This window comes from Tianweitania populi, from assembly GCF_014652875.1.
GTDB classification, from domain to species: domain Bacteria; phylum Pseudomonadota; class Alphaproteobacteria; order Rhizobiales; family Rhizobiaceae; genus Tianweitania; species Tianweitania populi.
The window spans coordinates 755,315-770,458 of sequence record NZ_BMZQ01000002.1 but is presented as its reverse complement, the minus strand read 5'-3'; the positions used below and the strand labels follow the sequence as shown (position 1 = coordinate 770,458).

Annotated in this window: 16 protein-coding genes; 14 read left to right on the top strand and 2 right to left on the bottom strand. The window is 61.7% G+C overall.

The features are described 5' to 3' along the window. Positions 1 to 6: 6 nt before the first annotated feature. The gene (locus IE166_RS12975; RefSeq protein WP_189504472.1) at positions 7 to 1,158 is read right to left on the bottom strand and encodes a benzoate/H(+) symporter BenE family transporter; all 1,152 of its coding nucleotides are present in this window, start codon (positions 1,156 to 1,158) and stop codon (positions 7 to 9) included. Between the two features lie 10 nt (positions 1,159 to 1,168). Continuing rightward, entirely contained in the window at positions 1,169 to 1,969 is an 801-nt protein-coding gene (locus IE166_RS12970) for an alpha/beta hydrolase (protein ID WP_244641459.1), read from the bottom strand. A gap of 204 nt (positions 1,970 to 2,173) precedes the next feature. Between IE166_RS12970 and infC the strand changes: the two genes are divergently transcribed. From infC to pyrF, 14 genes are all read left to right on the top strand, one after another. Further along, positions 2,174 to 2,710, top strand: a complete 537-nt coding sequence (infC, locus tag IE166_RS12965) for a translation initiation factor IF-3 (RefSeq protein WP_189505934.1) — start codon at positions 2,174 to 2,176, stop codon at positions 2,708 to 2,710. Positions 2,711 to 2,764: 54 nt separating this feature from the next. Next, complete coding sequence (locus tag IE166_RS12960; RefSeq protein ID WP_189504470.1) at positions 2,765 to 3,385, top strand: methyltransferase family protein; 621 nt, start codon at positions 2,765 to 2,767, stop codon at positions 3,383 to 3,385. A 176-nt stretch (positions 3,386 to 3,561) separates the two neighbouring features. After that, positions 3,562 to 3,765, top strand: coding sequence for a 50S ribosomal protein L35 (rpmI, locus tag IE166_RS12955; protein ID WP_189504468.1), 204 nt, complete (start codon positions 3,562 to 3,564; stop codon positions 3,763 to 3,765). A gap of 91 nt (positions 3,766 to 3,856) precedes the next feature. Continuing rightward, positions 3,857 to 4,258, top strand: coding sequence for a 50S ribosomal protein L20 (rplT, locus tag IE166_RS12950; protein ID WP_189504466.1), 402 nt, complete (start codon positions 3,857 to 3,859; stop codon positions 4,256 to 4,258). A gap of 116 nt (positions 4,259 to 4,374) precedes the next feature. Next, positions 4,375 to 5,463 carry a phenylalanine--tRNA ligase subunit alpha gene (gene pheS, locus IE166_RS12945; RefSeq protein WP_189504464.1) on the top strand — a complete coding sequence of 363 codons (1,089 nt, stop codon included), beginning with the start codon at positions 4,375 to 4,377 and terminating at the stop codon, positions 5,461 to 5,463. Between the two features lie 9 nt (positions 5,464 to 5,472). After that, positions 5,473 to 6,042 carry a hypothetical protein gene (locus IE166_RS12940; protein ID WP_189504462.1) on the top strand — a complete coding sequence of 190 codons (570 nt, stop codon included), beginning with the start codon at positions 5,473 to 5,475 and terminating at the stop codon, positions 6,040 to 6,042. Between the two features lie 4 nt (positions 6,043 to 6,046). After that, complete coding sequence (pheT, locus tag IE166_RS12935; RefSeq protein ID WP_189504460.1) at positions 6,047 to 8,461, top strand: phenylalanine--tRNA ligase subunit beta; 2,415 nt, start codon at positions 6,047 to 6,049, stop codon at positions 8,459 to 8,461. Between the two features lie 78 nt (positions 8,462 to 8,539). After that, on the top strand, positions 8,540 to 8,938 hold the full coding sequence (locus tag IE166_RS12930) for a (R)-mandelonitrile lyase (RefSeq protein WP_189504458.1): 399 nt from the start codon (positions 8,540 to 8,542) through the stop codon (positions 8,936 to 8,938). A gap of 34 nt (positions 8,939 to 8,972) precedes the next feature. Further along, on the top strand, positions 8,973 to 9,665 hold the full coding sequence (locus IE166_RS12925) for a RibD family protein (RefSeq protein ID WP_189504456.1): 693 nt from the start codon (positions 8,973 to 8,975) through the stop codon (positions 9,663 to 9,665). Positions 9,666 to 9,877: 212 nt separating this feature from the next. Beyond that, a complete protein-coding gene (gene dnaK / locus IE166_RS12920) occupies positions 9,878 to 11,794 on the top strand; it encodes a molecular chaperone DnaK (protein ID WP_189504454.1) in 1,917 nt (638 codons plus the stop codon). A 232-nt stretch (positions 11,795 to 12,026) separates the two neighbouring features. Next, positions 12,027 to 13,163 carry a molecular chaperone DnaJ gene (gene dnaJ / locus IE166_RS12915; RefSeq protein ID WP_189504452.1) on the top strand — a complete coding sequence of 379 codons (1,137 nt, stop codon included), beginning with the start codon at positions 12,027 to 12,029 and terminating at the stop codon, positions 13,161 to 13,163. Positions 13,164 to 13,246: 83 nt separating this feature from the next. Then, positions 13,247 to 13,852 (top strand): phospholipid N-methyltransferase PmtA, encoded by a 606-nt coding sequence (gene pmtA / locus IE166_RS12910; RefSeq protein WP_189504450.1) that lies wholly within the window; start codon positions 13,247 to 13,249, stop codon positions 13,850 to 13,852. 11 nt (positions 13,853 to 13,863) lie between these two features. Beyond that, positions 13,864 to 14,457: an NADPH-dependent FMN reductase gene (locus tag IE166_RS12905; RefSeq protein ID WP_189504448.1), complete on the top strand. Its 594-nt coding sequence runs from the start codon at positions 13,864 to 13,866 to the stop codon at positions 14,455 to 14,457. Next, positions 14,454 to 15,143, top strand: a complete 690-nt coding sequence (pyrF, locus tag IE166_RS12900) for an orotidine-5'-phosphate decarboxylase (RefSeq protein WP_189504446.1) — start codon at positions 14,454 to 14,456, stop codon at positions 15,141 to 15,143. Before IE166_RS12905 ends, pyrF begins: the two co-directional genes overlap by 4 nt. The last annotated feature ends 1 nt before the right edge of the window (position 15,144 follow it).

Here is a 15,144-nt window from a genome sequence, read left to right as displayed (position 1 = left end):
TAAGTATCAGATCTTCCATGTACTTTTCCAAGTTTCGAGCCCGTGCACGATCAGCCCGGCAAGGAGCCCCCAGAACGCCGCCCCAATCCCGCCCAGAACGAGCCCGGAAGCCGTCACGGCAAACGCGGTGATGGCAGCGGTGCGATGCCCTTCCTCGCGCATCGCGATGGTCAGCGCGTTGGCCAGCGAAGCAAGCAGCGCCAGGCCGGCGACAAGCGCAATGAAGCTCGTCGGCAGCACGGCAAACAGCGCCACCAGAGACGCACCAAAGATCGCGAAGACCAGATAAGACAGTGCGTAGAACAGACCGGTCTTCCAGCGCTCGGCCGGATCGGGATGAACATCGGCTCCTGTGCAGATCGCAGCCGAGATGGCGGCAAGGCAGGTCGTCAGCGCGCCGAATGGTGCCGTCAGCAGCGACATCAGACCGGTGGCGGCGATAGCCGGGCCGGCTGGGGGCTCGTAGCCGGCCGCGCGCAAGACTGCGACACCGGACAGGTTCTGCGAGGCCATGGTCACGAGATAAAGCGGCAAGGAAATGCCGATCGCCGCCTGCCATGAGAATGCAGGCGCAATCAGCGTCAGGGTCGAAAGTTCAGGCGTGGGCAAAACGCCGACGCGTCCGGTAAAAAAGGCGAGCAGACTGCCGCCAACCAGGATCGCCAGCACGGACATCGCCGGGTTCCACAAGCGCACCAGGAAAAACACGGCGATCAAACCGAGAATAAAGACCGGGTCCGTTGGAATGGCCGCAAAGGCGCGTGTCACCAGACCAACCACGATGCCGGCCAGCATGCCGGATGCAATGGAAGCCGGAATGCGCGCGATCAGCCTCGTCAGCGGCTTGAACAGGCCGGTCGCGATCAGAAGCAGCGCGGTGAGCAGAAAGGCGCCCACCGCCTCGTTGATCGTAAAGCCGGTGCTGGCGGCAATCAGCGCCGCACCCGGTGTCGACCAGGCCGTCACGATCGGCATGCGAAAGCGCCAGGACAGAACCGCGGTTTCAAGCGCCATCGCCAGGCAGAGCGCCGTGACCGCACTCGCCATCTGCGCCTGGTTCGCGCCCACGGCCTGCGCTGCCGCGATCACCAGTGCCAGCGTACCGCCGAAGCCGACGATCGCCGCAACAAAGCCCGAAACCGGAATCGACAGGCGCATGCGGTTTTCCCTACCGAACCTGTTCAACCAGGCTGGAAACGCTGCGGGTGATGAGATCGAGATCCTGCGGCCGCGACAAACGGTGATCGCCATCGGGGATCAGCGACAACGTGACATTGTCGGCCGGCAGATGCTCGACGAGCTTCAGCGCGTGGCTGTGCGGCACATCGGGATCCGCCATCCCTTGCAGGATCGTCACCGGGCAATGCGTGTCGATCAGCCCGGTCAGCACGCGGTTCCGCTCGCCGTCCTCGAACAGCGCGCGCGTATAGATGTTGGGCTGGTCGGAATATTGCGATACCTCTTCCAGATAGCCGAGCGTTTCGATTTGCTGCTTCTGTTTCTTGGTCAAAAGCGGCTGCATCAGTTCAGCCGTGAAATCGGGCGCCGGCGCAATCAGCAGCAAGCCGGCGATGCGGCCTTTGTCGCCGCGCTTGTTCATTTCCTGCACCATGCGCAGCGCGATCCAGCCGCCCATGGAGGAGCCGACCAGGATCTGCGGACCTTCGGTGATCTGATCCATCACGGCCAGTGACTGTTCGAGCCACAGCGAAATCGTGCCATCAGCGAACGCTCCACCGGAAGCGCCATGACCGGAATAATCGTGCCTTGTAAATTGCAGCCCCTGTTCGGCCGCGTAAGCCGCAAGAACCTCTGCCTTCGTGCCGGTCATGTCGGAGCGATAGCCGCCCAGCCACATCAAGCCCGGCGCGGCGCCCTTGGCGTGACGATAGGCGATGCTTACATCACCCACATCGAGCCTGCCCGCGACCTCACCGGTGGCTGCCGCCATCTCTCCCGTTTCGCCCATCCATCAATCCTTCATTGAACTGCTTGTTCGGCTGGACGGCTGAAAAACAGGTTTCTGATCGCAGCAGGTGATTTTCGCCCGCTGGCATGCTATTGACACATCGTGCGGGTGAACGACATTCCCCCACATCGTGTTGTGCCGCGTGTCTGGTATGGCGGCAAGCCGATATCCATCTGTCCGTTCAATAGTCAGGAGAGTACGACCATTCGCAGACCATTCAAAGCCGCGCCGGCAACCAAGGACGGCCCACGGTCCAACCGGGATATCCGGGTTCCGCGTGTCCAGCTGATCGACGACACGGGCGCCAATCGCGGCAACGTCTCTATTCAGGAAGCGCTTGAGATCGCCGAGCAGGCTGGGCTTGATCTCGTGGAAATTTCCCCCAATGCCGAGCCGCCGGTCTGCAAGATCCTCGATCTCGGCAAGCTGAAATATGCCAGCCAGAAGAAGGCTGCCGAAGCGCGCAAGAATCAGAAGACCATCGAGATCAAGGAGATCAAGATGCGTCCCAACATCGACACGCATGATTATGACGTGAAGATGCGCGCCGTTCACCGCTTCTTCGAGGAAGGCGACAAGGTCAAGCTGACCCTGCGCTTCCGCGGTCGCGAAATGGCGCATATGGAACTCGGCATGGCCCTCCTGAACCGCGTCAAGGCGGAAACGGAGACCATCGCCAAGGTCGAGGCCGAGCCGAAGCTCGAAGGCCGTCAGATGATGATGGTTCTCGCCCCGAGATAGCCATGATTGAAGCGGCGGATCAGCGGTTCAACCGCTGGTCCGGACGTCTTCATCATGAGCAATGAAAATTCCCAGTCCATGGCGCGCTATCAGTCGGCGCGCCGTATGGTTCTGGGCTGCATGATCCTGCTGATCTGTTTGCTGCTGGTGTTCAGCGCATCGAGCCAGCCGGAAATCTGGCATGAGCAGATCGAGGCCTATGGCCTGGCCCTGATGCTGGTTGGCATCGCCGGGCGTTTGTGGTCGATCCTCTATATCGATGGCCATAAATCGAAGTCGGTTGTTGAAACCGGACCCTATTCGGTCACCCGCAATCCGCTCTATTTCTTCTCGAGCATAGCTGCCCTCGGTGTCGGGGCGCAAACCGGCAGCCTTCTGGTGGCCTTGGCTTGCGGCGTGATCTGCGCGGTATCCTTCCATGTCGTTGCCAGGCGCGAGGAGCGTTATCTCACCTGCGTTCTGGGTGCGCCGTATACCGACTACCTGGCGCGCGTGCCGCGCTTTTTTCCCAATCCCCTGATCTATCGCGATCAGGAAACTGTGACGTTTCGGCCGAAGATCCTCAACAACACCCTGATCGACGGCCTGGTTTTCTTCGCATCCATCCCGTTCTTCGAATTCATCGAAATCGCGCAGGCCAGCGGGTGGATCCCGGTTCTTTTCCGGGTCCCCTGATTAAGCGCGGTGCTTGCGCTCAGGCGTTCTTGCTGTTACAGAGCGCCCCGTTAAAGGAGCCGTCCGGCAGGGCATGCCGTGGCGGCTCTCAATGCTGTTTGAGCCACCGGTCTTCAACCAAGGCTCGAACCGATAAGAGCGCCGATTGGCGCAATAAGAACGGAGTATAAAGCAAAATGCCCAAGATGAAGACCAAGTCCGCTGCAAAGAAGCGGTTCAAGATCACTGGCACCGGCAAGGTGCTGGCAGCTGCTGCTGGCAAGCGCCACGGCATGATCAAGCGCTCCAACAAGTTCATTCGCGATGCCCGCGGCACGATGGTTCTTGCTGAACCGGATGCCAAGAAGGTCATCACGAATTTCCTCCCGAACGGCCTCTAAGTCGTCGGCAGGCTCGGCCCCGAAAAGTTGCAGACTTTTCGGATTAGGACCGAGGCGAACAAAAAACAGCGCGTTTTAAGGAGATCATGACATGGCACGTGTCAAACGGGGCGTAACGTCCCACGCCAAGCACAAGAAGGTTCTGGACGCCGCCAAGGGCTTCTATGGCCGTCGCAAGAACACCATCCGCATCGCCAAGCAGGCAGTCGAAAAGTCGCTGCAATATGCTTACCGCGATCGCAAGAATCGCAAGCGCAACTTCCGCGCCCTGTGGGTTCAGCGTATCAATGCCGCCACCCGCGAGCATGGCCTGACCTATGGCCGTTTCATCGACGGTCTGAACAAGGCTGGCATCGAGATCGATCGCAAGATCCTGTCGGACATGGCGATCCATGAGCCGGTGGCCTTCGCTGCTCTGGTCGAAAAGGCCAAGGTTGCGCTGGAATACCTCAAGGACACCACGCCGGGTGCTTTTGAACGCGCTGTTGCTTAACTGCTAGCGCTTCCCAAGCACATTCTATTCTGATTTGGGAAACCCGCGCTGGCAGGGCTGGCGCGGGTTTTTCTTATGTCGAAACGCGACAACCACCGTCGCAGCATGAGCCTGAGATGAGCAACGATCTGGAAACTCTCGAAAGCGGCGTCGTCGCCGACATCGCAGCGGCATCCGACGAAGCCGCGCTGGAAAATGTCCGGGTCGCAGCACTCGGCAAGAAGGGCTCGATCTCGGAACTGCTGAAAACGCTCGGCAAGATGTCGGCCGAAGAGCGTCAGGTTCAGGGACCTGCCATCAACGGCTTGAAGAACCGGGTCACCGAAGCGCTCGCCGCCCGCAAGGCCGAACTGCGCCAGGTTGCCGTTGCGGCCCGTCTCGCATCGGAAAAGCTCGATGTGACCCTGCCTGTGCGCCAGTCGCCGGCCGAACGCGGTCGCATCCATCCGATCAGCCAGGTGATTGACGAGATTGCCGCGATTTTCGGCGATCTCGGCTTCTCGATTGCCGAAGGGCCGGATGTCGAAAGCGACTACTACAACTTCACGGCGCTGAATTTCCCCGAAGGTCATCCGGCACGCGAAATGCACGACACCTTCTTTTTCCAGCCGGATGAAAACGGCGAGCGCAAGCTGCTGCGCACCCACACTTCGCCGGTGCAGATCCGCACGATGGAAATGCAGAAGCCGCCGATCCGCATCGTCATTCCCGGCAAGACCTATCGCCAGGATTCCGACGCCACCCATTCGCCGATGTTCCATCAGGTCGAAGGTCTGGTGGTCGACAAATCCGCCAATATTGGCAACCTTAAATGGGTGCTTGAAGAGTTCTGCAAGGCCTTCTTCGAAGTGCCCTCGGTCACCATGCGCTTCCGCCCCAGCTTCTTCCCCTTCACCGAGCCGTCGATGGAAGTCGACATCCAGTGCGACCGCTCGCGTCCGGGCGAAGTGCGCTTCGGCGAAGGCAATGACTGGATGGAGATCCTGGGTTGCGGCATGGTTCACCCAAACGTCCTGCGTGCCGGTGGTCTCGATCCAGACGAGTATCAGGGCTTTGCCTGGGGCATGGGCATCGACCGCATCGCCATGCTGAAATACGGCATGCCGGATCTGCGTGCCTTCTTCGACGCCGACGTCCGCTGGCTCCAGCACTACGGCTTCCGCCCGCTCGACATGCCGACCTTGTTCGGCGGCTTGAGCTCTTAAGGAATTATCTTGGCTACTCCGGTTAAACACAAATTCACGCCTGAAGCCCTGGCGGCGCTCGACAAGAAGAAGGTCGAGATCATCCGCGAGAATGCCGTGCGTCTGCGTGCCGACGATCTCATCGCGATGTGCGATCTTGATCTTGCCGAGCGCAAGCCGGCGATCGGTGCCAGCAGAAGCACCAGCACGACCCGCGCATCCGCGCGCTCGACTGCGCGCATCGGCGCAGGCACGAGCCCGTCGCGCACCAACATGGTGGTCAGTGGCTACCACTTTGTGGGCGAGAGGGATTACGGCGTCATCGATCTCGGCGACGGCCGGTTCTGGACGGGATCATGGACCGTTCCGGAAGCCAATGTCGACCAGAGCCTGACGGCGGGCGCTTATCTCGCTCTGCATGTTTCCAAGGCCCAGCCCTCCTATCGGCAGGGCAAGATCGTCGGCTACCGCAAAGCCTCCGGCGACGGCGATGATGCGGTCGAGTTTCTGGTGGACGCCGCGCCAAAATCGCGCGCCTGGGTCGGAGCCAGCTCCGGCGATGCCGGCCTGAAATGGGCGAAGATGCGGGACGAGGATTGATTGAATGAAGCTCACTTTATCCTGGCTGAAAGACCATCTGGAAACCGACGCCTCGCTCGAACAGATCGTCGAGCGGCTGACCGCCATCGGTCTTGAAGTCGAATCCGTCGATGACAAGGCTGGCCTGCGCCCGTTTACGATCGCCAGGGTTTTGACCGCTGAGCGTCATCCCGATGCCGACAAGCTGCAGGTCCTCTCTGTGGACGTCGGGCAGGGCGCTCCGATCCAGGTGGTTTGCGGTGCGCCCAATGCCCGTGCCGGCCTCGTTGGTGCTTTCGCCGCGCCCGGCACCTATGTGCCCGGCATCGACGTGACCCTGTCGGTCGGCAACATTCGCGGTGTCGAAAGCCGCGGCATGATGTGCTCGGAGCGCGAGTTGGAACTCTCCGACGAGCATAACGGCATCATCGAACTGCCGGAGGACGCGCCGGTCGGTCAGTCTTATGCGAGCTGGGCCCACCTCGACGATCCCGTCATCGACATCAACCTGACGCCCAACCATCCCGACGCCACCGGCGTTTACGGCATTGCCAGGGATCTTGCGGCATCCGGCCTCGGCACGCTCAAGGTGCCGGCCTCACCTGCCTTCGAAGCCTCGGGCGAGTGCCCGGTCGATGTCAGCCTTGATTTCGCTGATACGCCGTCGCTTTGCCCCGGCTTCGCGCTGAGGCTGGTGCGTGGCGTCAAGAACGGCCCGTCGCCCAAGTGGATGCAGCAGCGTCTACTCAGCATCGGCCTGCGCCCCATCAATGCGCTGGTCGACATCACCAACTACATGACCTTCGATCAGGGCCGCCCGCTGCACGTCTTCGACGCCGCCAAGGTGAAGGGCAACCTTACCGTGCGCCGCGCGGCAGAAGGCGAGACCGTGCTGGCGCTGGACGGGCGCGATTACAAGCTGAACCCGGAAATCTGCGTCATCGGGGATGAAAACGGCGTCGAATCTATCGCCGGCGTCATGGGCGGCGAGCATTCTGGCTGCGATGAAAACACCACCGACGTGCTGATTGAGTCTGCGCTGTGGGAGCCGCTGAACATCGCCCGCACCGGCCGCTCGTTGGGAATCATCACCGATGCGCGCTATCGCTTCGAGCGCGGCGTGGATCCCGAATATATGGTGCCGGGTCTTGAGCGCGCCACCGAACTCGTGCTTGATCTCTGCGGCGGCCAGCCGACGGAAAGCCGTGTCGTCGGTTATGCCGGTTATACGCCCAAGCTCATCACCTTCCCGGTCACGGAAGTGAAGCGGCTGACCGGCCTTGATGTGCCGGGCGAGCAGAGCCTCGAAATCCTCCAGCGCCTGGGCTTCGGCATCAACGGCGCCGGCTATGTCGTCGATGTCACCGTGCCCTCCTGGCGCCCGGATGTGGACGGCAAGGCCGACCTCGTGGAAGAAGTCATGCGCATGGTGGGCGTCGACAAGATCGCCTCCACCCCGCTGGCGAGCCTGGATGCCGTGAACGGCCGCATCCTCACCACGCTGCAGATCCGCACCCGCAACGCCCGTCGTGCGCTGGCCGTGCGTGGCATGATGGAAGCGATCACCTGGTCCTTCATTCCGGAAGCGCAGGCCAAGGCATTCGGCGGCGGCGAGATCGGCCTGAAGCTCGCCAATCCGATTGCTGCCGATATGTCTGACATGCGCCCGTCGTTGTTGCCCGGCCTGATTGCCGCCGCGCAGCGCAATGCCGATCGTGGCATCGGTGATGTGGCTTTGTTCGAGGTGTCCGGCACCTATGAAGGCAACACGCCGGACAAGCAGCGCCGCGTGGCAGCCGGCATCCGCCGCGGCACCGCGACGCTGGAAGGCGCCGGCCGTCATTGGTCCGGTACTGCCAAGTCCGTCGGCGTGTTCGACGCCAAGGCCGATGCGTTCGCGGCCCTCGAAGCCTGCGGGGCACCGGTCGACAAGCTGCAGGTCGAGGCTGGCGGTCCCTCATGGTATCATCCGGGCCGCTCAGGCACGATCAAGCTCGGCCCGAAGACCGTGCTCGGCACCTTCGGCGAGTTCCACCCCGACACGCTCGATCTCCTCGACGCTTCAGGCCCGCTTGCCGGCTTTGAGATCTTCGTGGACGCGATCCCGGAAGCAAAGCAGAAGCCGACCCGCACCAAGCCGAAGCTGGAACTGTCCAACTTCCAGGCCGTAAAACGCGATTTCGCCTTCGTGGTGGATCGCACGGTGGAAGCCGGTTCGCTCACCAAGGCAGCACTCGGCGCGGACAAGAAGCTGATCACTGGCGTGTCCGTCTTCGACATCTTCGAAGGCGCCTCGCTCGGGGATGGCAAGAAGTCGGTGGCGATCGAAGTGGCGATCCAGCCGACCGACAAGACGCTCACCGAAGAGGACTTCGAGGCGCTCGCCGCCAAGATCGTCGCCAATGTCAGCAAGCAGACCGGCGGCGTGCTGCGCGGCTGAAAACTGGTTTCCGCGACGGTTGATCCTATCTCCCCGGCTGAAGAGCTTATTGGCTCGCAGCCGGGAAAGGATTTAACCGTGGAGATCAAGCGCAGCGGAATCGTGCCTTCGAAGAAGGGCCCGGAGGAGTATTTCACGGGAAGGGTGCGTCTCGACGCACCCTTCACCGGCAGCGGCGGATTAAACAGCGCAACCGTGACATTCGAACCCGGCGCGCGCACCGCCTGGCACACCCATCCCCTCGGCCAAACACTTCTGGTTGTCTCAGGTCTCGGCCGCGCTCAACGAGAAGGCGGTCCGGTCGAAGAGATCCGCCCCGGTGACATCGTGTTTTTTGCGCCCGATGAGGTGCATTGGCATGGCGCTTCACCCGATTGCGCGATGACCCATATCGCGATCGCCGAGGTCAAGGACGGCGCTTCCGTGTCTTGGCTGCACAAGGTCGCGGACGACGATTATCTCGGCAGGTCCGCCTGAGCCGCATCCCACGACAACAGCAAGGAACCCGCGTATGAAGCCGCATGTGACCTGCCTAATGGTGTCCTCCATCGACGGACGCCTTCACCCCAGCCGCTGGACGGAAAGCCCGGACGGGGAGCGTAGCGATTGGACCGGTGCCTACGAGACGATCCACGATCAACTGAACGGCGATGCCTGGATCGTCGGCCGTGTCACCATGGCCGAAATGAGCAAGGCGCAGGCCCACCTGCCCGCTGAAGCCGGTCAGGTCGAGCGTCCGTTCCACTTCGCCAAACGCGAAGCCGACACCTACGCCATCGCACTCGATCGCTCCGGTAAGCTCCATTTCGACAAGCCGGATGTCGGCGGCGACCATGTCGTGGTTCTCCTCGGCGCCGATGTGCCCGACACCCATCTGGCCGAACTCGCCAGCGACGGCGTCTCCTATATCGTTGCCGAACAGTCCGACATCGACTTGGCCGAAGCGCTCGGAGTGCTGAACCGCGAACTCGGCATCAAGCACCTGCTGTTGGAAGGCGGTGCCGGCATTAACGGATCGTTCCTTGCAGCTGGTCTGGTTGACGAAATCAGCCTGCTGATTGCACCGGCCGTGGATGGCAACCCGGAGCGCCAAGCCTTCATCGATGCCGGCGCGGATGGCCTCGCTGGCAAGGTGCAGCTGTCGCTCAAAGCCTGCGAGCAGCTCGACAACGGCGTCGTCCATCTGCGCTACGCCGTCAGCTGACGAGGTCGGCGCGCCTGCGTTTGATCGTGTCATAAAGATACAATCGCGGCGCACACTCGACTTGCGCGCAAAAACTGCCCTTCTTATATACGCCGCAACGCCACGGTGACGGGTTCGTGATCGAACCCTGACCGGGGAATTTCGTGTGACAGGGGCAGCAAAGGGAACGCCGTTTCCGGGTCCCATCGCTGTTCGCTAAATGGAGAGACAACATGGCTAAAGTCATTGGTATCGATCTGGGAACGACCAATTCCTGCGTCGCCGTCATGGACGGCAAGGATGCGAAGGTCATCGAGAATGCGGAAGGCGCGCGCACCACGCCGTCTATCGTCGCTTTCACCGATTCCGACGAGCGCCTCGTTGGCCAGCCGGCCAAGCGTCAGGGCGTCACCAATCCGGAAAACACCATCTTCGCAGTGAAGCGCCTGATCGGCCGCCGCTTCGATGATCCGGTGACCAAGAAGGACCAGGGCCTCGTTCCCTACACGATCGCCAAGGGCGACAATGGCGATGCCTGGGTCGAGACGCGCGGCAACAAGCAGTCGCCGGCTCAGATCTCGGCCATGATCCTTCAGAAGATGAAGGAAACGGCTGAATCTTATCTCGGCGAAAAGGTCGAGAAGGCCGTTATCACCGTTCCCGCCTACTTCAACGACGCGCAGCGTCAGGCAACCAAGGATGCCGGCAAGATCGCCGGTCTTGAAGTCCTGCGCATTATCAACGAGCCGACCGCAGCTGCTCTTGCCTATGGCCTGGACAAAAAGGACGGCAAGACCATCGCCGTTTACGATCTTGGCGGCGGCACCTTCGATATCTCCGTGCTGGAAATCGGCGACGGCGTGTTCGAAGTGAAGTCGACCAACGGCGACACCTTCCTTGGCGGTGAAGATTTCGACCTGCGTCTGGTCGAATACCTCGCTGCCGAGTTCAAGAAGGAACAGGGCATCGACCTGAAGAACGACAAGCTCGCTCTTCAGCGCCTCAAGGAGGCCGCTGAAAAGGCCAAGATCGAGCTGTCTTCGGCTCAGCAGACCGAGATCAACCTGCCCTTCATCACCGCGGATGCTTCCGGCCCGAAGCATCTGACGATGAAGCTCACCCGCTCGAAGTTCGAGCAACTGGTGGACGATCTCGTTCAGCGCACGATCGAGCCCTGCAAGGCCGCCCTCAAGGATGCGTCGCTCAAGGCTGGCGAGATCGACGAAGTGGTTCTGGTCGGCGGCATGACCCGCATGCCCAAGATCCAGGAGATCGTGAAGCAGTTCTTCGGCAAGGAGCCGCATAAGGGCGTGAATCCGGATGAGGTCGTCGCACTCGGCGCCGCCATCCAGGCTGGCGTTCTTCAGGGCGACGTCAAGGACGTGCTGCTGCTCGACGTGACCCCGCTGTCGCTCGGCATTGAAACGCTGGGTGGCGTGTTCACCCGCCTGATCGATCGCAACACCACGATCCCGACCAAGAAGAGCCAGGTCTTCTCGACCGCCGAGGACAACCAGGGCGCCGTGACGATCCGGGTGTTCCAGGGCGAGCGTGAAATGGCTGCCGACAACAAGGCGCTGGGCCAGTTCGATCTCGTCGGCATTCCGCCGGCACCGCGCGGCGTGCCGCAGATCGAAGTGACCTTCGACATCGACGCCAACGGCATCGTCAACGTGTCGGCCAAGGATAAGGGCACCGGCAAGGAGCACCAGATCCGCATCCAGGCTTCCGGCGGTTTGTCGGATGCCGATATCGAGAAAATGGTGAAGGACGCCGAGGCCAATGCCGATGCCGACAAGAAGCGTCGTGCTGCGGTTGAAGCCAAGAACCAGGCTGAAGGTCTGATTCACTCGTCCGAGAAGTCGCTGGCCGAGTATGGCGATAAGGTTTCGGAAGCCGATCGCACCGCAATCGCCGATGCTATCGCCGCGCTGAAGACCGCTGTTGAAGGCGACGATGCCGAAGACATCAAGGCCAAGAGCAATGCTCTGGCTGAAGTGTCGATGAAGCTCGGCCAGGCCATGTACGAGGCCAGCCAGTCTGAAGCCGCGGAAGCGGACGCTCAGGCTGATGCCCGCAAGGCTGGTGAAGACGTGGTGGATGCCGACTTCGAAGAGATCGACGAAGACGACAAGAAGAAGACCGCCTGATCGCGAGCTTCTGCACGACTCACGTGAAACGAAGCCCGGTGCCGCAAAGCGCCGGGCTTTGTCTTGACGGAAGCAGGCTCGGCCTGAGCTGAGCCGATCATCAATTGATAAAAAATGATGGGTGTGTGGATGCCGCTATGGCATAGCGGGCCGTGCTTCATTACTTGAAGCCGAACCCGCTCCGGCGATTTCGCCCTCCGACACATCAATCCCAGGGTCCCGACAGCGCGATATGAGCAAGGCCGATTACTACGAGATGCTCGGCGTCCAAAAGGGCGCCGATGAGAAAGAGCTGAAATCAGCCTTCCGCAAACTCGCGATGCAGTACCATCCCGACCGCAATCCGGGGGACGCGGAAGCCGAACGCAAGTTCAAGGAAATCGGCGAAGCCTATGAGTGCCTGAAGGACCCGCAAAAGCGCGCGGCCTATGATCGCTTCGGCCATGCAGCCTTTGAAAACGGCATGGGCGGCGGTCGCGGTGGTGGGTTCAGTTCGGCTGGCGGATTCTCGGATATTTTCGAAGACATTTTCGGCGAGATGATGGGCGGCGGTCGCCAGCGTCGCTCCGCCAATGGCCGCGAGCGCGGCAGCGATCTTCGCTACAACATGGAAATCTCGCTCGGCGAAGCCTTTACGGGCAAGACCGCCGAGGTTCGGGTTCCGTCTTCCATCACTTGTGACGAATGCGGCGGCAGCGGCGCCAAGCCTGGTACGCAGCCCGTCACCTGCTCAATGTGCTCGGGCACCGGTCGTGTGCGCGCAGCACAAGGCTTCTTCTCGGTCGAGCGCACCTGCCCGCAATGTCAGGGTCGCGGCCAGATCATCAAGGATCCGTGCCCGAAATGCGCGGGACAGGGCCGTCTCACCGAAGAGCGCTCGCTGTCGGTCAACATTCCGGCCGGCATTGAAGACGGCACCCGCATCCGCTTGTCGGGCGAGGGCGAGGCCGGCATGCGCGGCGGCCCGGCCGGCGATCTCTACATCTTCCTGTCGGTCAAGCCGCACGAGTTCTTCCAGCGCGACGGCGCCGATCTCTACTGCAAGGTGCCAATCTCGATGACTACGGCAGCCCTTGGCGGCCAGTTCGAGGTGACCACGCTGGATGGCACGCAGACCCGCGTCAAAGTGCCGGAAGGCACGCAGAACGGACGCCAGTTCCGGCTGCGCTCAAAGGGCATGCCGGTGCTGCGCCAGGCGACGGTGGGTGACCTCTACATCCAGGTCGACATTGAAACGCCGCAGAACCTCACGCGCCGCCAGCGCGAGTTGCTGGAAGAGTTCGAGCAGCTGTCCTCAAAGGAAAACTCGCCCAATTCCAGCGGCTTCTTTTCCCGCATGAAGGACTTCTTTGAGTCCTTCGGAGACTGAGGAATGCAGTCATGACGTTGCGGCATTGAAAACGCCGCAATCTGACATTTATCTGGCGCAGTTGGATTGGGAAGGACGACTGCATGGTTGGTGCTGGTAGGAAGAAGTCGATCACCGAGCGGTTCGACGAGGAACTCAAGTTCTTCAAGGGCTGGATCGACAAGCCGAAAGCCGTCGGCGCGATCATTCCCACCAGTTCCTTCACCGCAAAGCGCATGGCCTCCGTCGTGCAGCCGGCCTCCGGCCTGCCGGTCCTCGAACTCGGGCCAGGCACCGGCGTCATCACCAAGGCGATCCTGGCACGCGGCGTGAAGCCCGCCGATCTCTGGTCGATCGAATATTCGGAGGATTTCGTTTCGCATCTGCGCGCCCAGTATCCGGACGTGAACGTCATCCATGGCGACGCCTTCGACCTCGACAAGACGCTGGGCGACAAAGCCAATACCAGCTTCGACAGCATCATCTCGGCCGTTCCCCTGCTGAGCTTCAAGGTCCCGCAGCGCATCCGCTATGTCGAAAACCTGCTCGATCGCATGCCGGCCGGTCGCCCGATCGTGCAGATCACCTATGGCACGCTGTCGCCGGTACCGCCCGGCAAGGGCAATTACACGGTCGAGCATTTCGACTTCATGCTGCGCAACATTCCACCCGCGCAGCTCTGGATCTATCGCCGGCCCTGGAAGATCTGAGCCAAGGCGCAATGCTGATCCCGCGCATCCTGGTTTTCGCCGGCTCCGTTCGGACCGGCGCTTTCAGCGGCAAGACCGCCGATGTGGCGCAGCGTGAACTGGCGCTGGCCGGCGCAGAGGTCACGCGCATCTCGCTCGGCGATTATCCGCTACCGTTGATGGATGAAGACCTGGAGCGCGAGAAGGGCATTCCGCATCCCGCCCTTCAGCTCGGACGGCAGATCCTTGCCCATGATGGTCTGCTGATCGCCAGCCCCGAATACAATGCCTCGATCCCGCCGCTCCTGAAAAACGCACTGGATTGGGTCAGCCGCATCCGCCGCGACGGCAACCGCGACGTCCGTCCGTTCAGCGACAAGGCGGTCGCGCTCTGCTCCTCCTCCGACAGCGCCTTCGCCGGCATGCGCGGTCTGTATCACCTGCGCGCCGTCCTCATGGCGGTGGGTGCCGAAGTCATCACGCCGCAATGCTCCATCGCCCATGCGTCCAAGGCGTTCGACGAGAACGGCGCCCTTGTCGATGAGCGCTCGAGCAGGCAAATGGAAACCACCTGCCGCGTTTTAATAGAACGCGCGATCCAATTGTCGAAGAGAGTGGAACCATGACCAATGCGCGCGACCGGCTGATCGTAGGGCTCGACGTGCCGGATTTGGCGATCGCGTCCGCCGTCGTCAGCGAACTCGGCGACACCGTATCCTTCTACAAGATCGGCTATCAGCTGGCCTTTGCCGGCGGGCTCGATCTCGCGCGTGAACTGGTTCGGGACGGCAAGCAGGTCTTCCTCGACCTCAAGCTGCTCGACATCGACAACACCGTTGCCAAAGGCGTGGAAAGCGTACTCGGCATCGGCGCTTCCATGCTGACCCTGCACGCCTATCCGAAGGCCATGCGTGCGGCCGTGGAAGCTGCCCGCGGCACCGATCTCTGCCTGCTCGGCGTCACCGTCCTCACCTCCATGGACGCCGAGGATCTGCGCGAAGCCGGCTACGACATCGACCCGCAAGCGCTCGTTCTGCGCCGCGCCGAACAGGCCCGCCAGGCCGGCATGGGCGGCATCGTCTGTTCGGCGGCTGAAGCCGCCAGCGTGCGCGACGTCGTGGGACCCGATCTCGCGATCGTGACCCCAGGCATTCGCCCCGCCGGGTCCGATCACGGCGACCAGAAGCGTGTGATGACCCCGGCCGACGCTCTGCGTTCAGGCGCCACTCATCTTGTGGTCGGCCGCCCGATCGTGAAAGCTGCCGATCGCAAAGCAGCAGCACTTGCCATTCTGGCCGACATGCAAGCCTGAA